The 20,198-nt window shown below is 72.3% G+C and carries 18 protein-coding genes; 9 read left to right on the forward strand and 9 right to left on the reverse strand.

All coding sequences use genetic code 11. The annotated features are described in order from the left end of the window. Positions 1-3: 3 nt before the first annotated feature. Entirely contained in the window at positions 4-1,404 is a 1,401-nt protein-coding gene (locus tag ACZ7BZ_RS19010) for a glutamine synthetase family protein (protein ID WP_470359274.1), read from the reverse strand. A 166-nt stretch (positions 1,405-1,570) separates the two neighbouring features. Here ACZ7BZ_RS19010 and ACZ7BZ_RS19015 point away from each other — a divergent pair, with 166 nt between their 5' ends. The 4 genes from ACZ7BZ_RS19015 to ACZ7BZ_RS19030 all read left to right on the forward strand — a co-directional run bounded on the left by ACZ7BZ_RS19015 (position 1,571) and on the right by ACZ7BZ_RS19030 (position 5,370). Beyond that, on the forward strand, positions 1,571-2,299 hold the full coding sequence (locus ACZ7BZ_RS19015) for a gamma-glutamyl-gamma-aminobutyrate hydrolase family protein (RefSeq protein WP_380456504.1): 729 nt from the start codon (positions 1,571-1,573) through the stop codon (positions 2,297-2,299). Between the two features lie 542 nt (positions 2,300-2,841). Further along, positions 2,842-3,921 (forward strand): cation diffusion facilitator family transporter, encoded by a 1,080-nt coding sequence (locus ACZ7BZ_RS19020; protein WP_470359275.1) that lies wholly within the window; start codon positions 2,842-2,844, stop codon positions 3,919-3,921. Between the two features lie 56 nt (positions 3,922-3,977). After that, positions 3,978-4,889 (forward strand): 5'-3' exonuclease, encoded by a 912-nt coding sequence (locus tag ACZ7BZ_RS19025; protein ID WP_470359322.1) that lies wholly within the window; start codon positions 3,978-3,980, stop codon positions 4,887-4,889. Between the two features lie 106 nt (positions 4,890-4,995). Continuing rightward, complete coding sequence (locus ACZ7BZ_RS19030) at positions 4,996-5,370, forward strand: peptidoglycan-binding domain-containing protein (protein ID WP_380456527.1); 375 nt, start codon at positions 4,996-4,998, stop codon at positions 5,368-5,370. 70 nt (positions 5,371-5,440) lie between these two features. Here ACZ7BZ_RS19030 and ACZ7BZ_RS19035 read toward each other — a convergent pair whose 3' ends face one another. Further along, a complete protein-coding gene (locus ACZ7BZ_RS19035; protein ID WP_470359323.1) occupies positions 5,441-8,296 on the reverse strand; it encodes a DEAD/DEAH box helicase in 2,856 nt (951 codons plus the stop codon). A gap of 243 nt (positions 8,297-8,539) precedes the next feature. Here ACZ7BZ_RS19035 and ACZ7BZ_RS19040 point away from each other — a divergent pair, with 243 nt between their 5' ends. Together ACZ7BZ_RS19040 and ACZ7BZ_RS19045 are read left to right on the forward strand one after the other, a co-directional pair. Continuing rightward, on the forward strand, positions 8,540-8,914 hold the full coding sequence (locus ACZ7BZ_RS19040; protein ID WP_470359276.1) for a hypothetical protein: 375 nt from the start codon (positions 8,540-8,542) through the stop codon (positions 8,912-8,914). Positions 8,915-8,965: 51 nt separating this feature from the next. Next, a complete protein-coding gene (locus ACZ7BZ_RS19045; protein WP_470359277.1) occupies positions 8,966-9,319 on the forward strand; it encodes an ArsR/SmtB family transcription factor in 354 nt (117 codons plus the stop codon). Here the strand turns inward: ACZ7BZ_RS19045 and ACZ7BZ_RS19050 are convergent. After that, the gene (locus tag ACZ7BZ_RS19050; RefSeq protein WP_470359278.1) at positions 9,316-10,488 is read right to left on the reverse strand and encodes an aminotransferase class V-fold PLP-dependent enzyme; all 1,173 of its coding nucleotides are present in this window, start codon (positions 10,486-10,488) and stop codon (positions 9,316-9,318) included. The genes ACZ7BZ_RS19045 and ACZ7BZ_RS19050 overlap by 4 nt on opposite strands. A 200-nt stretch (positions 10,489-10,688) precedes the next feature. Here ACZ7BZ_RS19050 and ACZ7BZ_RS19055 point away from each other — a divergent pair, with 200 nt between their 5' ends. Together ACZ7BZ_RS19055 and soxR are read left to right on the forward strand one after the other, a co-directional pair. After that, a complete protein-coding gene (locus tag ACZ7BZ_RS19055; protein ID WP_470359279.1) occupies positions 10,689-11,066 on the forward strand; it encodes a YrdB family protein in 378 nt (125 codons plus the stop codon). Positions 11,067-11,218: 152 nt separating this feature from the next. Next, complete coding sequence (gene soxR, locus ACZ7BZ_RS19060) at positions 11,219-11,680, forward strand: redox-sensitive transcriptional activator SoxR (RefSeq protein ID WP_470359280.1); 462 nt, start codon at positions 11,219-11,221, stop codon at positions 11,678-11,680. 105 nt (positions 11,681-11,785) lie between these two features. On the opposite strand, the gene ACZ7BZ_RS19065 is transcribed toward soxR, so the two are convergent. Genes ACZ7BZ_RS19065 through ACZ7BZ_RS19085 form a run of 5 tightly spaced genes read right to left on the reverse strand, consistent with a single transcriptional unit; the run spans position 11,786 to position 17,469 of the window. After that, positions 11,786-12,775, reverse strand: coding sequence for an ABC transporter ATP-binding protein (locus ACZ7BZ_RS19065; protein ID WP_380456537.1), 990 nt, complete (start codon positions 12,773-12,775; stop codon positions 11,786-11,788). Further along, positions 12,775-13,782, reverse strand: a complete 1,008-nt coding sequence (locus tag ACZ7BZ_RS19070) for an ABC transporter ATP-binding protein (protein ID WP_470359281.1) — start codon at positions 13,780-13,782, stop codon at positions 12,775-12,777. The genes ACZ7BZ_RS19065 and ACZ7BZ_RS19070 overlap by 1 nt, the downstream gene beginning before the upstream one ends. Further along, positions 13,782-14,768, reverse strand: a complete 987-nt coding sequence (locus ACZ7BZ_RS19075; protein ID WP_470359282.1) for an ABC transporter permease — start codon at positions 14,766-14,768, stop codon at positions 13,782-13,784. Before ACZ7BZ_RS19075 ends, ACZ7BZ_RS19070 begins: the two co-directional genes overlap by 1 nt. After that, positions 14,765-15,715, reverse strand: a complete 951-nt coding sequence (locus ACZ7BZ_RS19080; protein WP_465744527.1) for an ABC transporter permease — start codon at positions 15,713-15,715, stop codon at positions 14,765-14,767. The genes ACZ7BZ_RS19075 and ACZ7BZ_RS19080 overlap by 4 nt, the downstream gene beginning before the upstream one ends. Before the next feature lie 2 nt (positions 15,716-15,717). Continuing rightward, a complete protein-coding gene (locus tag ACZ7BZ_RS19085) occupies positions 15,718-17,469 on the reverse strand; it encodes an ABC transporter substrate-binding protein (protein ID WP_470359283.1) in 1,752 nt (583 codons plus the stop codon). Between the two features lie 174 nt (positions 17,470-17,643). Here ACZ7BZ_RS19085 and ACZ7BZ_RS19090 point away from each other — a divergent pair, with 174 nt between their 5' ends. Next, positions 17,644-19,095: an aminopeptidase P family protein gene (locus ACZ7BZ_RS19090; protein WP_470359284.1), complete on the forward strand. Its 1,452-nt coding sequence runs from the start codon at positions 17,644-17,646 to the stop codon at positions 19,093-19,095. A gap of 1 nt (position 19,096) precedes the next feature. Here ACZ7BZ_RS19090 and ACZ7BZ_RS19095 read toward each other — a convergent pair whose 3' ends face one another. Further along, positions 19,097-20,149, reverse strand: a complete 1,053-nt coding sequence (locus tag ACZ7BZ_RS19095; RefSeq protein WP_470359285.1) for a nitronate monooxygenase — start codon at positions 20,147-20,149, stop codon at positions 19,097-19,099. Positions 20,150-20,198: the final 49 nt, after the last annotated feature.

The following is a 20,198-nucleotide window of genomic DNA, read 5'->3' on the forward strand; positions in this document are numbered from 1 at the left end:
GGATCACATCCGTTCGAAGGATCGGTAGCGCTCCCAGTCGGTGACGGCGCCGTCGTAGGCGGCCTGCTCGACCCGGGCCATGTTCAGGTAGTGCTCGACCACGTCGTCCCCGAAGGCCGTCCGGGCCAGTTCGCTCTCCGCCCACAACCCGGCCGCCTCGCGCAGCGATCCGGGCACCCGGGCGTACTCCTCCACCGCGTAGGCGTTGCCCAGGCAGGGCGTCGGCAGGTCCAGCTTGCGCTGGATCCCGTGCAGGCCGGCCGCGATCATCCCGGCCACCGCGAGGTACGGGTTGACGTCCCCGCCGGGCACCCGGTTCTCCATCCGCAGCCCCGGACCGTGCCCCACCACGCGGTAGGCGCAGGTGCGGTTGTCCCGGCCCCAGGCGACGGCCGTCGGGGCGAAGGAGCCCGGGCGGTAGCGCTTGTAGGAGTTGATGTTCGGCGCGTACAGCACGCTGAACTCGCGCAGCGCGACGAGCTGCCCGGCCAGGAAGTGCCGCATGGTGTCGGTCATCCGGCCGTCCCGGTCGGCGAAGGCGGGCGCGCCGACCGCGTCGCGCAGCGACAGGTGGATGTGGCAGCTGTTGCCCTCGCGCTCGTCGTACTTGGCCATGAAGGTGAGCGCGCAGCCCTGTTGGGCGGCGATCTCCTTGGCTCCGGTCTTGTAGACGCTGTGCTGGTCGCAGGTGGTGAGGGCGTCCGCGTAGCGGAACGCGATCTCGTGCTGGCCCAGGTTGCACTCGCCCTTGGCGGACTCCACGGTCAGCCCGGCGCCCGCCATCTCATTGCGGATCCGGGAGAGCAGCGGCTCGACCCGGGCGGTGCCCAGCATCGAGTAGTCCACGTTGTAGAGGTTCGCCGGGGTCAGCCCGCGGTAACCGCCCAGCCAGGCCTGCTCGTAGGTGTCGCGGAAGACCAGGAACTCCAGCTCGGTGCCGATGTCCGCGGTCAGCCCGTACTCGGCGAGCCGGGCGATCTGGCGGCGCAGCAACTGGCGCGGGGCCGCGTCCACCGGGTGGCCGCCGTGCCGGGCCAGGTCGGCGGTGACCTGGGCGGTGCCGGGCTGCCAGGGGGTCAGCCGCAGGGTGGCGAGGTCGGGGCGCATCGCGAAGTCGCCGTAGCCGGTGGCCCAGGAGGAGAAGGCGTAGCCGTCCACCGTGTTCAGGTCGACGTCCACGGCCAGCAGGTAGTCGCAGGCCTCGGCGCCGTGCTCCGCCACCTCGTCGAGGAAGAACCGGGCGGCGAACCGTTTGCCCTGCAGTCTGCCCTGCATGTCGGTGAAGGAGAGCGCGACGGTGTGCACCTCGCCCGCGTCCACCAGGACGCGCAGCTCGTCCAGGGTCAGTGGCGGCCGGGGCCGCGAACCCGCCGGGGCGTTCTCGGGCATGGCGTTCTCGGGCATGCCGGAACCCTTCTCCTCGATCACTCTTCGATCACTCTTCGAGATCGAGCGGTCACAGCGAACCGTACGGCCTGCGGCTCACGGCGCGGAAGAGGGCGGGCGCGTGTGGCGCGCCGGGACGCGTGGTTGACGAGGTACCGGACGGTACGGGAGGAGAATGCCCGCCATGGATCGCAGGCCTTTCATCGGCGTCAGCACCTACCTGGTGGACGCGAGTTGGAGCGACTGGCGCGGCCGTCGCGTCGCCCTGGTGCCGGAGCGGTACACCGCGTACGTGCAGAACTCCGGCGGCATCGCCGTCCTCCTGCCGCCCGACGCCCCCGACCGCGCACCCGAGGTGCTCGCCCGGCTCGACGCCCTCGTCATCGCCGGCGGCCCGGACATCGACCCGGCCTACTACGGGGAGCCCGCCCACCCGTTGACGGACGTCGACTCCCCGGAACGCGACGCCTGGGAAGTCGCCCTGCTGCGCGGCGCCCTGGCGGCCGGCATGCCGGTGCTGGGGATCTGCCGGGGGATGCAGGTGCTCAACGTGGTGTGCGGCGGGACGCTCATCCAACACCTCCCGGACGTGGTGGAGATGGACGTCCACGCGGGCTCGCCGGGGTGCTACGGCGCCCATGTCGTCCGGCCGGTGCCGGGCACCCTGGTCGGCGGCCTGCTCCCGGAGAGCGAGTTGGAGGTGCCGACCTTCCACCACCAGGCCGTCGACCGCCTCGGCACCGGCCTGCGCGTCAGCGCCCTCGCCCCGGACGGGACGGTGGAGGCGGTCGAGGGCCCCGGCTTCATGGTTGGCGTCCAGTGGCACCCCGAACAGGGCACCGACCTCCGCCTCATGCAGGCCCTCGTCCGCGCGGCCACGGCCGCCTCGCTGGACGCGGTCGCGCTGGGCTGAAAGTGCGACAACCACGTCGACCCCGGCGGTGCTACCACCACCCCGGGGGTCGGCACCAGGAGCGATGCCTCCCGATGCGCGTCCAACGTACCCACGACGCACGTCAGTTCACCGTGCTGCCGCAACAACGGCCCAGCGTCCCCCTCGACTCGTGGCAGATCCGACGATGTCGCTGGACGCAGCCGGGTCGCATCACCTCGTGATCGGCCACCAGCACGAAAGGGGAGGCGACGGGTGGGGGACTCAGGGGGCGGCCGGGACCGGGAGCGGGAGAGGAAGCGGGCGGCGGCGGTGAGGAGGGTGGGGAGCATGCGGGTGGCGTGGGTGGCGTAGCCGTGCGGGGAGGGGTGGTGGCCGATCCAGCGGGCCGGGGCACGGACACCCCGCCCGCCACCCCTCCCGCCACCCGTCCGGACCACCACCGGACGGCAACGACAACGGTCACCAGTTCAGCCTTTGGATCTTTGTCGATTCTGCGGTTCACTTCGAGTGCGGGCGATCGCACCCCGTCACCCCCACCCGTACGTCCAGAGAGGACTTCGATGGCCGGGCACGAGCATTCCCACGATGATCATGCGCATGACCACCAGAACTCACAGGGCCACGGCCACGGAGGTCACGGCAGCCACGCGCACGGCCACGGGGGCCACGGCGGGCACTCCCACGGCGTCGCCGCCGACGCCGACCGCCGCTGGTTGGTCAGCGCCCTCACCCTGATCGTCGTCTTCATGGCCGGCGAGGTCGTGGTCGGCTTCGCCGCCCAGTCGCTGGCCCTGATCTCCGACGCGGCGCACATGCTCACCGACGCCGCCTCGATCGTGCTGGCCCTGATCGCCATGCGGCTCTCCGCCCGCCCGGCCCGTGGCGGCTACACCTACGGGCTCAAGCGCGCCGAGATCCTCTCCGCACAGGCCAACGGCGTCACCCTGCTCGTCCTGTCCGCCTGGCTGGGCTACGAGGCGGTCACCCGGCTGATCACACCGCCGGACGTCACCGGCTCGCTGGTACTGATCACCGCGCTGATCGGCATCGTGGTCAACCTGGCCGCCACCTGGTGCATGTCGAAGGCCAACCGCAGCTCGCTGAACGTCGAGGGCGCCTTCCAGCACGTGCTCACCGACCTGTACGCGTTCATCGCCACCGCCGTGGCCGGCCTGATCGTGCTGACCACGGGCTTCGTCCGCGCCGACGCGATCGCCTCGCTGATCGTGGTCGCCCTGATGCTCAAGGCGGGCATCGGCCTGGTCCGGGACTCCGGGCGGATCTTCCTGGAGGCCGCCCCGGCCGGGATCGACCCGGACGCGGTGGCCGACCGGCTGGTCACCGAGCCGCTGGTCGAGGAGATCCACGACCTGCACATCTGGGAGATCACCTCCAACCAGCCCGCCCTGTCGGCGCACATCCTGGTCACCCCCGGCGGCGACTGCCACGCCGTCCGGCGCGAACTCCAGCGCCGGCTCTCGACGGAGTACGGCATCACCCACAGCACCCTCCAGGTCGACCACGTCGGCGAGGACGAGGCGGGCGCCCTGCTGCAGATCGCCGGCCCCGGCGAGTCGCCCGCCGAGCACTGCGCCGACGCCCACGGCCCGGTCCACCGTGCCGGGCCGCACGAGCACTGAGCCCGCTGTTGTCCTCACGGTGCGGCATGATCTGAGTCGTGACCGCACCGCGACTGATGCTCCTCGACTCCGCCAGCCTGTACTTCCGGGCCTACTACGGCGTACCGGACACCCTGCGCTCGCCGCAGGGTGAGCCGGTCAACGCCGTCCGCGGCCTGCTGGACTTCATCGCCCGGCTGGTCCACGACCACCGGCCCGACGAACTCGTCGCCTGCATGGACGCCGACTGGCGCCCCCAGTGGCGGGTGGACCTCATCCCCTCCTACAAGACCCACCGGGTCGCCGAGGAGCCGGCCGCGGCCGAGGCCGGCGAGGAGGAGGTGCCGGACACCCTCGCCCCGCAGGTCCCCGTGATCGAGCAGGTGCTGGACGCCCTCGGCATCGCCCGGATCGGCTCCCCCGGCTACGAGGCCGACGACGTCATCGGCACCCTCACCGCCCGCGCCAAGGGCCCGGTGCAGATCGTCACCGGTGACCGGGATCTCTTCCAACTCGTCGACGACGCACGGCAGATCACCGTGCTCTATCCGGTCAAGGGCATGGGCAACCTGCAGGTCACCGACGACGCGCTGCTGCTGGAGAAGTACGGCGTGCGCGGCGCCCAGTACGCCGACATGGCGGCCCTGCGCGGCGACCCGTCCGACGGCCTGCCCGGCGTCAAGGGCGTCGGCGAGAAGACCGCCGCCCAGCTGATCAACGAGTACGGCGACCTCCCCGCCATCCGCGCCGCCGCCCTCGACCTCGGCTCCGGACTCACCCCGGCCCGCCGCCGCAACATCGTCGAGGGCGCCGCCTACCTGGACGTAGCCCCCAAGGTCGTCCGCGTCGCCGACGACGCCCCCCTCCCCGCCTTCGACCCGGCCCTCCCCCACGAGCCCCTCGACCCGATGACCCTCGAACACCTCGCCACCCGCTGGGGCCTCGGCACCTCCCTGGACCGCGTCCTGGAGGCCCTCGCCACCCACTGACCCCACTCCCCGCCGGTCGGTCGCCGGCCCCCCGGCGGCCTGTCGGTGGGCGGCCGTATAGTTCGGGGAACTGATGATCAGTTCTGTTCCGAAATCGGGGGTCTCCTTGAACAGCATCTCCATCAAGCGGCGCGGCGCGTTCGTGCTCGCGGCCGCCGCCCTGGCCACGGTCGGGGTCGCGGGTACGGCCCAGGCCGTGCCCAACTCCGGCTCGCTGTGGGTCGGCTACGGCAAGAGCAACACCTACGCCAGCGTCAAGTGTGTCCAGCTGATATCCAACAGCCTGCAGTACCAGACCGGTTACCACACGGTCACGGTGGACGGCGCGTTCGGACCGGACACCTACGGGGCGGTCGTCGCCCTCCAGAAGTGGGCGCACCTGGACCCTGACGGCGTCGTCGGCCCGAGGACGGGCGACGTCATGATCGAGGCGACCAAGGACTACTACGGCTGCTACTCCTACCTGCCCACGCTCAAGTAGGGGCCGGCGCACAGCACGACAGGGGCCCGCACGTTCGCTTCGAACGTGCGGGCCCCTTCGGGTACCCGGCTCAGCCCACCGAGGAGTAGGCGATGATGCCGCGGCGCAGGCCGTCGACGGCCTTGCGGGCGGTCTTGCGGAGTTCGGCGTCCCCGCCGGCCGCGTCCTGGATCTGGCCGAGGACGTCGATCAGCTGCTTGGTCCAGCGGACGAAGTCGCCGGCCGGCATGTCGGCGTCGCGCAGGACCTGGTCGAGGCTGTGGCCGAGGGCCCAGCGGTAGGCGGCCCAGGCGAAGCCGAGGTCGGGTTCGCGCTGGCCGACGCCCTCGGCGGTGTTGATCCGGTGCTGCTCCTCCAGGGCGTCCAGATGGCCCCAGATCCGGACCATCTTGCCGAGTGCGTCCTTGGCCGCACCCTCCGGCACCCGGGGCGCACCGGCGTCGTCGGACTGGCGCGACTCGTAAACCAACGCCGAAGCGCAAGCGGCGAGTTCGGCGGCGGCGAGGCCGCTCCAGACGCCCTCGCGGATGCACTCGGAGGCGAGCAGGTCGAGTTCGCCGTAGAGCCGGCCGAGCCGCTTGCCGTCGTCGGTGACGGTGTCGCCCTGGAGGTAGCCGAGGTCGGTGAGCAGGCCGCAGACCCGGTCGAAGGTGCGGGCGATGGTGTGGGTGCGGGAGCGCATCCGGCGTTCGAGCAGTTCGGTGTCGCGGTGCAGCCGGTGGTAGCGCTCGGCCCAGCGGGCGTGGTCCTCGCGGTCGGAGCAGCCGTGGCACGGGTGCTGGCGCAGTTCGATGCGCAGCCGGGTGATCTCCGGGTCGTCGGCGGCGGCCGCGCGGCCGCGCCGGAACCGCTCGGGTTCGAGGTGGCCGGCCTTGGTGCGCAGGGCGGAGGCGAGGTCGCGGCGGGACTGGGGGCTGCGCGGGTTGAAGGACTTGGGGATACGCACCCGCTCGACGGCGACGACGGGGTACGGGAAGTCGATCATCGCGAGCCGCTTGACCTGCCGTTCGGCGGTGAGCACCACCGGGCGCGGGCCGTCCTGGTAGTCGGGGTGGCGCGGGCCGCCCCGGCCGGAGCGGCTGACCGGCGGCAGGCCCGGGTCGAGGACCAGGGCGAGGCCGGCGAACTTGCCGGTGGGGACGTGGATGACGTCGCCCGGCTTGAGCTGCTCGATGGACTCGACGGCGGCGGCACGGCGCTGGCTGGTGCCCTCGCGGGCCAGTTCGTTCTCGCGGTCCTTGAGCCGGCGGCGCAGCTCCATGTACTCGTCGAAGTCGCCGAGGTGGCAGGTCATCGACTCGCGGTAGCCGTCCAGCCCCTCCTCGTTGCGCTGCACCTGGCGGGCGATGCCGACGACCGAGCGGTCCGCCTGGAACTGGGCGAAGGAGGTCTCCAGCAGTTCGCGGGAGCGGTGCCGGCCGAACTGGGAGACCAGGTTGACGGCCATGTTGTACGAGGGCCGGAACGAGGACTTCAGCGGGTACGTACGGGTGCCGGCCAGGCCGGCCAGCGCCTCCGGGTCGAGGCCGCGCTGCCAGAGCACCACGGCGTGGCCCTCGACGTCGATGCCGCGCCGCCCGGCCCGACCGGTGAGCTGGGTGTACTCGCCGGGGGTGATGTCGGCGTGGGTCTCGCCGTTCCACTTGACCAGCTTCTCCATGACCACCGAGCGGGCGGGCATGTTGATGCCGAGCGCCAGGGTCTCGGTCGCGAAGACGGCCTTGACCAGGCCCTTCACGAAGAGCTCCTCGACGACCTCCTTGAACCGGGGCAGCATCCCGGCGTGGTGGGCGGCGATGCCGCGCTCCAGCCCGTCCAACCACTCGAAGTAGCCGAGGACGTGCAGGTCCTCGTCGGGGATGTCGGCGCAGCGCTCCTCGACGACGGCCCGCACCAGGGCGCGGTCGGAGTCCTTGTTGAGCCGCAGCCCGGAGCTGAGGCACTGCTGGACGGCGGCCTCGCAGCCGGCCCGGCTGAAGATGAAGGTGATCGCGGGCAGCAGGCCCTCGGCGTCGAGGCGGTCGATGACGTCGACCCGGCCCGGGGTCCAGACCCGGCCGGGGCGGCCGTTGGGCATGGAGCGGCCCCGGCCGCGGCCGAAGCGGTCCCGCGGGTTGCGGTCGAGCTCGGAGCGGGCGAGCCGGACGAGTTCGGGGTTGACCAGCTTGCCGGGGTGGCGCGGCCCCGCCTTGGGGCGGCCGTCCCGGTCGGGGTCGGCGAACAGGTCGTACATCCGGTTGCCGGCCATCACGTGCTGCCACAGCGGCACCGGGCGGGTCTCGGAGACGATGACCTTGGTGCCGCCGCGGACGGTGTCCAGCCAGTCGCCGAACTCCTCGGCGTTGGAGACGGTCGCGGAGAGCGAGACGAGGGTGACCGACTCGGGCAGGTGGATGATGACCTCCTCCCAGACGGCGCCGCGGAAGCGGTCGGCGAGGTAGTGCACCTCGTCCATGACGACGTAGCCGAGGCCGTCGAGGGTGCTGGAGCCCGCGTAGAGCATGTTGCGCAGCACCTCGGTGGTCATGACCACCACGGGGGCGTCGCCGTTGACGGTGTTGTCGCCGGTGAGCAGGCCGACCTTGGCGGCACCGTAGCGCTTGACCAGGTCCCCGTACTTCTGGTTGGAGAGCGCCTTGATCGGCGTGGTGTAGAAGCACTTCCGGCCGGCCTGGAGGGCCAGGTGCACGGCGAACTCGCCGACGATGGTCTTCCCAGAACCGGTGGGGGCGGCGACCAGGACCCCTGAGCCGGCCTCCAGCGTCTCGCAGGCCTCCAGCTGGAAGTCGTCCAGCGGGAAGTCGTAGAGCTGCTGGAAGCCGTACAGGGCGGTGGCCTGCTCCTGGGCCCGGCGACGGCTGGCCGCGTACGCCTCGGCGGGGCTGAGCTCCTGGTCGTCCTGGGGCTCTGGATCGGGGGTGTTCATCGCCGTCCGGGTGTGGTTGGTGTGATCTCGCATCTCAGCGAGAGGTTACCCGGGTGGAGTGACATCGATAGCACCGTTTTCCGTGCGAGGAGATCACTCCTCTCCCACATCCATAGTTGCAAATGTCTTCAAGCGATCAGGAGTGGATCAGATCCGGACGTCTGCGGTCATCCGCGGTGGAGTGCGGGAGTTGCTGCCTACCTTCGGGAGCCACAGCCACCAACTCACGGGAGGACCGCCACGATGGCGAACCTGGAGACGTCCCTCAAGGACGCCATGTCGATCGACGGCGCGATCGGCGTCGCCCTGGTCGACTACGGCAGCGGCATGGCCCTCGGCACCCTCGGCGACGGCGGCGAGTTGGACCTCAACGTCGCCGCGGCCGGGAACACCGACGTGGTCCGCGCCAAGATGCGGGCGATGGAGGCGCTCAACCTGCTCGACAACGAGATCGAGGACATCCTGATCACGCTGACCCACCAGTACCACATGGTCCGGCCGATCACGACGCCCAGCGGGCGCGGGCTGTTCCTCTTCCTGGTGCTCCACCGCAGCCGGTCCAACCTGGCGATGGCCCGCCACCGGCTCAAGCAGATCGAGCTCTCGCTGGAGATCTGAGCCCGCCACCACGGGGACCGACACGGGGACGACACAGGAAAGGGGGGCCGCGTGACGGTAGCCGTCTACCAGGCCAAGGCCGAGTTGTTCCGGATGCTCGGCCATCCCGTCCGGATCCGGGTGCTGGAGCTGCTCCAGGCCGGACCGACACCCGTCCGCTGCCTGCTCGCCGAGCTGGAGGTCGAGCCCTCCAGCCTGTCCCAGCAGCTCGCGGTGCTGCGCCGGTCCGGCATCGTCACCGCCACCCGGGACGGCAGCACGGTGGTCTACGCGCTGGCCGGCGGCGACGTCGCCGACCTGCTGCGAGCAGCCCGGCGGATCCTCACCGGGCTGCTCGCCGACCGGGACGGGCTGCTCGCAGAGCTGCGCGCGGCGGGCGACCACGGTCCGCCGGACGGGGCCTAGTCCTTCAGCAGCTCCACCAGCCCCTCCGCCAGCCGCTCGTAGTCCGCCGCCCGGTTGTACAGCTGGCCGCTGACCCGCAACACCCCGCCGTCGGGCCCCGGCCGGACCGCGACCCGGACGCGGTGCCGCCGCCACAGCTCGGCCACCAGCGCGCGGGACGACGTGTCGGAGTCGGCCCGGCCCTCCGGCAGCCGCACGGTGCGCATCCACACTCCGGGCGTCGCGGGCAGCGGCCGCAGGCCCACCCGCTCGACCAGCACCCGCTGGCCGTACGCGGCGAGCGCGGCATTGTGCGCGGCGACCGCCCGGTGGCCCAGCTCGCGCAGCAGCTCGAAGCCGGCCGGGGCGGCCAGCCACGGGGTGTAGTCGCCGGTGCCGCGCCACTCGACGTTGGCCGGGAAGCCCCGGTGGTGCTCCCAGGACAGCGCGAGCGGGCGCACCCGGGCCGTCCACTCGGGGCGGACGGACAGCACACCGGTAGCGCGCGGGGCGAAGGCCCACTTGTGCAGGTTGCCGAACCAGAAGTCGGCGCCGGGGTCGACCGGTTCGGCCAGCATGCCGGGCGCGTGGGCGCCGTCCACCAGGGTGGTCACCCCGCGCCCGCGCAGCTCGGCGACCAGCTCCGGGGAGGCCACGGTCCGGGCGGTGAGCGAGGTGATCCGGTCCAGGACGGCGACGGTGGTGCGCCCGTCCACGGCCGCGAGCACCGCCTCCCGGACGGCCCGCTCGTCCGGGGCGTCCAGCGGCACCTCGGCCACCACCAGTTCGGCGCCGGTCTCGGCTGCCCGGCGGGTGACGGCCTCGGTGACGGCGCCGTAGCCGTGGTCGGTGACCAGGACCCGGTCACCGGGGGCGAACGGGATGCTGTCCAGGGCTATCGCCACCGCCTCGGTCACGTTGGCGACCAGCGCCAGCCGCTCCGGGTCGGTGGCCAGCTCGGCGGCGATCCGTTCGCGGGCCCCGGCGACCCGGGCGGGCAGGTCGGCGAAGAAGAGGTCCGGGTCCAGCTCCTGTTCCGTCCGCAGCGCCTCCTGCACCCGCTGCACCGGCAGCGGCACGGCACCGTACGAGCCGTGGTTGAGGTGCGCGGCCTGCGGCGAGACGCTGAACAGGCCCTCGGCGGCGAGCAGTGGGGCCGGGGGTTCGGCGGTGCTCAGGTCATCGACCACGGCGGTACTCCCTCTCGTGATGGTGATGGTGATGGCTGATGGCGCTGGTGATGTGTGACATTTCATGGCCAGGCTACGGTTCGACCCCCGTCCCGCACACGGCTTCGGGCCGATCCGTTGAGTTCCCGGGCGCCGGACTGGGAAACTCCGCGTGACCGCCGCCCGACCCCGGGCGGCACCGCGAACGGGGAGAGCACGGGATGAAGATCGCAAGACCGGGACCGGTCGGCCAGCGGCAGTGGACCCCGCTGACCGCGACCAACGCGGGGCTGGCCTTCGGGCTGGAGCTCGCCCTGCTCGCCTCGCTCTGCTACTGGGGGTTCAAGGCCGGCTCCAGCCTGGCCACCCGACTGCTGCTGGGCCTCGGCGCCCCGGCCTTGGCGGCCACCTTCTGGGGCCTGTTCCTGGCCGCCGGCGGGCCGAAGTTCCGCCAGCCGCTCGGCGTGGAGATCGTGCTCAAGCTGCTCGCCCTGCTCACCGGGGCGCTCGCGCTGCACGCCGGCGGGCGGACCACCCTGGCGGTGGTCTACGCGGTGCTGGTCGTGATCAGCGTGACGGTGGAGTACACCGTGCACTGACCCCGGACGGACCGGCCCGAGGCCCCGAGTCCGGCGCCTGCGGTGGTCAACTGGGCTGACCGGCAACGGTCCTGGCGGTCCGACGGCAGAGGATCCGGTCACGTCCGATAATCTAGGACTTCAACAGAGCTTGAAGTCAAGGAGTGGTGGCCATGGCCGGAACCGCACCCGTCGACCTGCTCAGCGTCGGCGAGGTGGCCCGGCGCGCCGGGATCGCCACCTCCGCGGTGCGCTTCTACGAGGAGCAGGGCCTGATCTCCTCCGAGCGCTCGGCGGGCAACCAGCGCCGCTACCGGCGGCACGTGCTGCGCCGGATCTCGCTCATCCTGGTCGCCAAACGGCTCGGCATCCCGCTCTCCGAGGTCGCCGAGGTGTTCACCGGCCTGCCCGAGGACCGGATGGCGGGCAAGCACGACTGGGAGCGGATCTCCCGCCGCTGGGCCGAGCAACTACGCGCCCGCCGGACGGAGTTGGAGCACCTGGAGGACGAACTCACCGGATGCATCGGCTGCGGCTGCGTGTCGCTGCGCCGTTGCCGGGTGCTCAACCCGGGCGACGAACTCGCCACCGAGGGGCCCGGGCCCCGGCTGCTGCTGCCCGCCGAGGAGCAGTAGCAGAACAGGAGCGAGCGGAGCAGCAGCGGTGGTACCCGGTCGGACGCGGCCCTCGTGAGGTTCCCCGCCGCGCCCGACCGGGGGCTCGTGGTGCGACCGGCGGGATCAGCCGGAGGACTCCTGGGCCGGGAAGTGGCAGGCCGCCTGCCGCCCGCCGGTGCCGACCACCTCCAGCAGCGGCCGCTCCGTCCGGCAGCGCGCCTGCGCCTTGGGGCAGCGCGGGTGGAAGCCGCAGCCGGTGGGCGGGTCGGCCGGGCTCGGCGGGTCGCCGAGCAGCACGATCCGCTCCCGGGCCCGCTCGGCCGCCGGGTCCGGGAGCGGGACGGCGGACAGCAGCGCCCGGGTGTAGGGGTGCGCCGGACTGCCGTACACCTCGGCCTTGTCGCCGATCTCCACGATCCGGCCCAGGTACATCACCGCGACCCGGTCGCAGACCCGCTTGACCACCGAGAGGTCGTGCGCGATGAACACGTACGCCAGGCCCAGCTCCCGCTGCAACTGCTCCATCAGGTTGACCACTTGGGCCTGGACGGAGACGTCGAGCGCGGAGACCGGCTCGTCCGCGATCACCAGCTTCGGCGAGGTGGCCAGCGACCGGGCGATCCCGATGCGCTGCGCCTGGCCGCCGGAGAACTCGTGCGGGTAGCGGTCGAGGTGCTCGGGGATCAGCCCGACCAGCTCCATCAGCTCGGCCGCCCGGCCGCGCGCCGCCGCGGCGGACGCGCCCTGCACCAGCAGCGGCTCGGAGATGATCCGGGCCACCGTCTGCCGGGGGTTGAGCGAGGAGTACGGGTCCTGGAAGACCATCTGCAGGTGCCGCCGGTGCGGCCGCAGCCGGGCCTGGGAGAGGCCGCCGATCTCGGTGCCGTCGAAGGTGACGGTGCCCGAGGTGGGGTCGAGCAGCCGGACGATCATCCGTCCGGTGGTGGACTTGCCGCAGCCGGACTCGCCGACCAGGCCCAGGGTCTCGCCCGCGCCGAGGTCGAAGCTCACTCCGTCCACCGCCCGCACCGGCGCCCCGGGCCGGCCGGTGCGGCTGCGCCGCCCGGCGAAGGTCTTCACCAAGTCCCGTACGGACAGCAGTGGTTCCGCCATCAGACGGCTCCTTCCGGCACCAGTGGCAGGTGGCAGGCGGCCCGGTGACCGGCCGTGGCCGGACCGAGCGGGCCGAGCGAGGGGCGCTCGGCCAGGCAGCGGGCGTGCTCCTCGGCCGGCGCGGTGCCGGTGCGGGCGCAGCGCGGGGCGAAGGAACAGCCGGGGGCGGGGACGAGCAGCGACGGCGGGCTGCCGGGGATGGCCCGCAGCGGGGCGTCGTCGGTGTCGTCCAGGCGCGGCAGCGAGTCCAGCAGGCCGCGGGTGTACGGGTGCGCCGGTGCGGCGAACAGCCGTTCCACCGGGGCCTGTTCGGCCGCCCGGCCGCCGTACATGACCAGCACCTCGTGGGCGACCCGGGCGACCACCCCCAGGTCGTGGGTGATCAGCACGACGCCGAGACCGCGCTCCTGCTGGATCCGGGCGATCAGGTCGAGGATCTGCGCCTGGACGGTGACGTCCAGTGCGGTGGTGGGCTCGTCGGCGATCAGCAGGTCGGGTTCGCAGGCGAGCGCCATGGCGATCATGACGCGCTGGCGCATGCCGCCGGAGAACTGGTGCGGGTACTCGTCGACCCGGCGGGCCGGTTCCGGGATGCCGACCTCGGCGAGCATCTCGACGGCCCTGGCCCGGCCGGCCTTGCGGCCCGCCCGGAAGTGCACCCGGTAGTGCTCGGCGATCTGTTCGCCGACGGTGTAGAAGGGGTGCAGGCTGGACAGCGGGTCCTGGAAGACCATCGCGATCCGTCGGCCCCGGACGGTGCCCAACTCCCGCTCCCCCAGGCCGTTCAGCTCCTGCCCGTCGAGCCGGATCGAGCCGGTGACGGCGGCTCCCCGGTGCAGGCCCATGACGGCCAGCGAGGTGACGGACTTGCCGCTGCCGGACTCGCCGACCAGCCCGAGGGTGCGCCCGGCCGCGACGGTGAAGGAGATGCCGTCCACGGCCCGGACGGTGCCGCGCGGGGTGTCGAAGGAGACCCCGAGGTCCTCGACCTCCAGCAGTCCGGTCATCAGTACCTCACTCTCGGGTCGACGTACGCGTAGAGCACGTCGACCAGCAGGTTGGCCGCGACGATGAAGAAGGCCGCGAGCAGGGTGACGCCGAGGATCACGGGCTGGTCGGAGCGGGCCAGTCCGTCGTAGAACAGCCGGCCGACACCGGGCAGTCCGAAGATCGACTCGGTGATGACGGCACCGGCCAGCAGCCCGCCGAGGTCCATCCCGAAGATGGTCAGGATCGGCGTCGTCGCGGAGCGCAGGCCGTGCTTGACGGTCACCGTGCGGGCCGGAAGCCCCTTGGCGCGGGCGGTGCGGATGTACGGCTCGGCCATCGCTTCGATCATCGAGTTGCGACTCTGCCGGGCGTACATGGCCGCGTACAGCAGGGCCAGCGCGATCCACGGCAGCAGCAGGTTGGACGCCCAGGCCACGGGGTTCTCGGTGAACGCGTGGTACGAGGGGTAGGGCAGCAGCCCGGCCGTCCTGACCACGCCCCAGATCAGCATGATCGAGGTGAAGTAGACCGGCAGCGAGGCCGCCCCGACCGAGAGCACCATCAGGGTCCGGTCGGTGAGGCCGCCCTTGCGCAACGCCGAGGTGACGCCCGCGCCGAGGCCCAGGAGCAGCCAGAGCACGGCCGCGCCGATGGCCAGCGAGATCGACACCGGCAGCCGGTCGGTGAGGAGGTCCCAGACCGGCAGCCCGTACTCGTAGGAGTAGCCGAGGCAGGGGAAGCCGCAGTGCACGGCGCTGGGGCCGGTGCCGTAGTCGCGGCCGGCGAAGATCCCGGTCAGGTAGGCGGTGAACTGCTCCCAGACAGGCTTGTCCAGGCCCATCGCCGCCTTGACGTCGGCGAGCCGCTCGGGGCTGCAGGTCTTGCCGCAGGCGGCCGCGGCCGGGTCGTTGGGCAGCAGGTAGAAGATGGTGAAGGTGATGGCGCAGATGGCGAGCAGGATGCCCGCCACGCCGAGCAGTCGGCGGCCGAGGTAGAGGATCACGACCGGGCTCCCCGGGGGTCGAGGATGTCGCGCAGGGCGTCCCCGAGCAGGGTGAACGCGAGCACGGCGAGGAACAGGAACGCCGTCGGGATGAGGAAGTACGTCGGGTCGGTCTCGTAGTGGACGATGCTCTCGGCGATCATCTGCCCCCAGGACGGGGTCGGCGGGCGGACGCCCACGCCGAGGTAGCTGAGCGCGGCCTCGGTGGCGATCATGCCGGGGATCAGCAGCGTGGTGTACGCGATGACCGGGCCGGAGACGTTCGGCAGGATCTCCCGGGTGAGGATGCGCCAGGAGCGGGCGCCGCCGACCCGGGCGGCCTCGACGTACTCGCGGTGCTTGAGCGAGAGGGTCTGGCCGCGCACCACCCGGGCGATGCCGGGCCAGGTGAACAGACCGATGACCAGGGTGATCAGCAGGATCCGGTTGACGTCCTTGGCCACCGACATCATCGCGATCATGAAGATCAGCGAGGGGAAGGACATCGTGAGGTCCATCAGCCGGGACAGCACGGCGTCCGTCCGGCCGCCGAAGTAGCCCGCCGCGACGCCGGCCAGGGTGCCGGTGACCACGACGACCGCGGTCGCGCTGAACGCGATCAGCAGCGACACCTGGCCGCCGTGCAGCACCCGGGCGAACAGGTCGCGGCCGGTGATCGGCTCGACGCCCAGCCAGTGCCGGGTGCTGATGCCGCCGAAGTCGCCCCTGGGCATGCCGCCCAGGTAGGCATCCACGGCGCGCTTGTCGAACTCCTCGGGGGACCAGCCGCCGAGCGAGCTGAGCGGGCCGGCCAGCGCGGCCGCCAGGACCAGCACGCCGACCGTGATCAGGCCGAACCGGGCCGATCCGCGGGCCCACAGCTGCTGCCCCACCCGGCGCCAGGGCCCGCCTCCGGCGGCTTCCGCGGGGCCCGCCGCCACGGCGACGGGTTCAGTGGTGACGGTCATCCTCAGCCCTTGCCCTTGGCCGGGTCCTTGAGGCCGACCACGGCCAGGTCGATCATCCCGGCGTAGCCCGAACTGCCGAACGCGCCCGCCACGTTGGTACCGACCATCAGCGGGCGGCGCTGCCACATCAGCGGGACGGCCGGGGCCTTCTTCAGCAGTTCCTCGTCCAACTGCTGCCAGGCCTTGTTGGCCTCGTTGACGTCCGACATCGCCGCGATCCGGTCCATCTCGTCCATCGTGGCCTGGTCCCGGAACTGGCTGAAGTTGCCCTGGTTGCCCTTCTCCTTGATGGTGCGTCCGTCGAACAGGAACGGCAGGAAGGTCGCGGCGGACGGGTAGTCCGGGCACCAGCCGTTGATGGTCAGCTCGGGAGCGTTCTTGGTGTCGCCGAGGGTGTCGGTGAAGGCGGACGGGTCCACGGTGTTGACGGTGACCTGGACGCCGACCTTGCCCAGCGACTGCTGGATCGCCTCGGCCCGGGTCTTGTCGCCGAGCGAGACGGTCAGCCCGACCTTCAGGTCGGTCTTGCCCGCGTCCTTGAGCAGGGCCTTGGCCTTCTCCGGATCGCCGGCCGCCGGGATCTTCAGCGGGTCCGCCTTGGCCCCGCCGGTCAGCGAGGGCGGGAGGTAGGAGGTCGCCACGTCGGCCATCGCCGGACCGCCGAAGGCCGTCACCTGGGCCTCGCGGTCGACCGCCCACATCATCGCCTCGCGCACCTTCGGGTCGTCGAAGGGCGCCTTGGCGGTGTTCAGGTACAGCATGTCGGTGCAGCCGGTCTGTTCGGCCGCCATCCGGGCCTTGACGTCCGCCTTGGGAAGCACCTTGGCGACCGACTCGTGCTGCATCCAGGGCATGTTGATGGCGTTGGCGTCGGCGTCCTCGCTGGCGATGATCCGGTCGTCCGCCTGGCCGCCCTTGATGCCCTCGGTGACCACGATCCGGTCCGGGTAGGCCTTGCGGACGGTGTCGGTGGCCTGGTCCCAGCTGGTGTTGCGGACCAGCACCAGCTGCTTGCCCCGGTCGTAGCTCTCGATCTTGTACGGGCCGGAGGAGAACGGCCGGGAGTCGTACTGGGTGCCCTTCTCCTGGGACTGCGGCACCGGGGAGAAGGTCGGCAGGGTGACGGTGTCGGAGAACTCGGCGACCGGGCGCTTGAGGTGGAAGACGATCGTCTTCGCGTCCGGGGTCTCGATGCTCGCCAGGTGCTCGCCGGTGAGCGGGCCCTTGTACTTCTCGCCGCCGGCCAGGTACTGGATCGCGTAGTCCGGTCCGCCGGTGAGGTCCGGGGAGAAGGAGCGCTCCACGTTGTACTTGATGTCGGCGGCCAGGATCGGGCTGCCGTCCTCGTACTTGAGGCCGTCCTTGAGCGTGAAGGTCCAGGTCTTGCCGCCGTCCGAGGACTTGCCCAGGTCGGTGGCGAGGTCCGGGACGATCTCGCTGCCGGCCGCGCCCGGCTCGGCCTTGAAGGTGGTCAGGGTGCGGTAGAGCAGCCGGGTGCCGAAGTCCATGTGCGGGACGGTCCAGTTGCGGGCCGGGTCGAGGTGGGCGAAGTCCTGGTTGGTCAGGACGGTGAGCGTGCCGCCCTTGACCGGGGTGCCGCCGATGACCGAGCCGCTCGCGGCGCCCGGCCCCTTGGCACTGCCGGGGGCCGCGTCGGCGCCGCTGTCGCTCTTGTCGTTCTTGCAGGCCCCGAGGCCGAGGGTGAGGGTCGCCGCGAGGGCGGCGGCGAGAAGGGCATGGGTGCGCCTGGTCATGTGGCAACTCCGCTGTGGGGGGCCTGCTTTGGTCTGCGGGGCCGGCTCTGGCCGCACCACCGTGTGACCCGTAACATAGTAATGTGAAATTGCACTGCACAAGAGGTGGCGCCCTCCGTTACCCAGCTGTGTCCCACCACCCCCAGCAGCCCGACCCCGCCTAGGAGTTCACCGGTGACCCACCCCCAGCCCGGCCCCGCCACCGGGAGCCACGACCTCCCGGTCTCCCCCGCCCTGGACGCCTTCATGGCCACCGCCTGGGCCGCCACCCCGCTCCCCGCCGACCGGCGCGTCCCCGGCTACGACCGGTTCGCCGGCCGCCGCGCCCGGCTCTCCGCCGCGTTCCCCGGCGAACGGCTGATCGTCCCCGCCGGGCGGCTCAAGGTCCGCTGCAACGACCTCGACCACCGCTTCCGCCCGCACAGCGCCTACGCCTGGCTCACCGGACTCACCGGCGAGGACCAGGCCGACCACGTCCTCGTCCTCGAACCCACCGGCCCCGAAGGCCACGAACCGGTCCTCCACGTCCGCCCCCGGTCCCCGCGCAGCGGCGGCGAGTTCTACCGCGACCGCCGCTACGGCGAGTTCTGGGTCGGGCGCCGCCCCGACCTCGACGAGACCACCCGGCTCACCGGCGTGCGCACCGAACACCTCGACGACCTCGGCAAGTCGCTCACCGGGCCACAGCCGCCCACCCGGGTGCTGGCCGGCACCGACCCGGTCGTCGACCAGGCCACCGGGCACCGTACGGCATCCGCCGCCGACCACGAACTCGCCGCCGTGCTCTCCGAGTTGCGCCTGATCAAGGACGACTGGGAGGTCCAGCAGCTGCAACTCGCCGTCGACCACACCGTCAGCGGCTTCGAGGACGTCGTCCGCGCCCTGCCCACCGCCCTGCGCCACCACCGCGGCGAACGCTGGATCGAAGGCGTCTTCGACCTGCGCGCCCGCGCCGAGGGCAACGGCCCCAGCTACACCACCATCGCCGCCTCCGGCGCCCACGCCTGCGTACTCCACTGGATCCGCAACGACGGCGCCCTCGACCCCAACGCCCTGCTGCTGCTCGACGCCGGCGTCGAGACCGACACCCTCTACGCCGCCGACATCACCCGCACCCTCCCGCTCAGCGGCACCTTCACCCCGGTCCAGCGGCAGGCCTACGAACTCGTCCTCGCCGCCCAGAGCGCCGGCATCGCCGCCCTGCGCCCCGGTGCCCGCTTCCGCGACTTCCACCACGCCGCCATGCGGGTCATCGCCGAAGGCCTCGCCGACTGGGGCGTCCTGCGCGTCCCCGCCGACCAGGCCCTCGCCGAGGACAACGGCCTCCACCGCCGCTACACCCTCTGCGGCAGCGGCCACATGCTCGGCCTCGACTACCACGACTGCGCCAAGGCCCGCGCCGACCGCTACGTCGACGGCACCCTGGAGGCCGGCATGGTCCTCACCGTCGAACCCGGCCTCTACCTCCAGCCCGACGACGAAACCCTCCCCCTCGAACTCCGCGGCCTCGGCATCCGCATCGAGGACGACCTCGTCATCACCGAGGACGGCGCCCACCTGATGTCCGGCGCCCTCCCCCGCACCGTCCCCGCCATCGAGTCCTGGATGTCCCAGCTGCTGAGCTGAGTCAGACCCCCCGCGCGCTCCGCCACAGGTCCGTGACGATGGCCTCCGCCGGGCCCGTACGGGCCCGTCGGTGGGCGGTGCCCGCCCAGAGGTGCATGGCGTCGGTGTCGGCCCGGCGGGTGGCGGCGGCGCGCAGCGGGGCGGTGAGGTGGTGGACCTCGGGGTAGGCGGGCGGGGCGTACGGGCCGTAGCGGTCGATGAAGGCGTTGCGCAGGCCGCGGGCGGGGCGGCCGGTGAAGGCGCGGGTGACGACGGTCTCCGGCAGTTCGGTGAGCGCGGCCCGGTGGGCGGCGGAGGCGCCGGACTCGTCGGCGCGCAGCAGCGCCGTCCCCAGCTGCACCGCGGCGGCCCCGGCCCGCAGCGCCGCCGCGATCGCCGGGCCGTCGCCCAGCCCGCCGGCGGCGATCAGCGGCAGCACGGTCACCGCCCGTACGGCGGGCAGCAGTTCGAGCAGCGGCAGCTCTCCGGGCGGGTCCGTCACCCGATGGGTGCCGCGGTGCCCGCCGGCCTCCGGGCCCTGCACGCACAGGGCGTCCATCCCGGTCTCCTGCGCCGCCCGCGCCTCCGCCGGCGTGGTGACGGTGGCGACCTGCCGCGTCCCCACCGCCCGCAGTGCCGCCGCTTCCTCGGCCGCCGGCAGCCCGAAGGTGTACGAGACGACCGGCACCGGGTCGGCGAGCAGCGCGGCGAGCTTGGCCTCCCAGTCGTCCCGGTCCGGCCCGATCTCCTCCGGCAGCTCCACCGTCCACCGCTCGGCCTCCGGCCGCAGCCGGTCCCGGTAGGCGGCGACGGCGGCCGGATCCGCGGGCGGGGCCGGCACGAAGAGGTTCACCCCGTACGGCCGGCCGGTCGACTTCCGTACCTCGGCGATCTGTTCGCCCATCGCGGCGGCACTCCGGTACCCCGCGGCGAGGAACCCAAGCCCGCCGGCCCGGTTCACCGCCGCCACCAGCTCCGGCGTCGAGGCGCCGCCCGCCATCGGGGCACCGATCACCGGAACGGCGAGTTCGGTGAGTTCGGCGAGTTCGTTGAGTTCGGAGAGACGCGCGGCCATCGGGGGCTCCTCACTCCGCCACGGGCACGGAACACTGCTACGGGTACGG

The organism is Kitasatospora sp. NPDC036934, assembly GCF_055608425.1.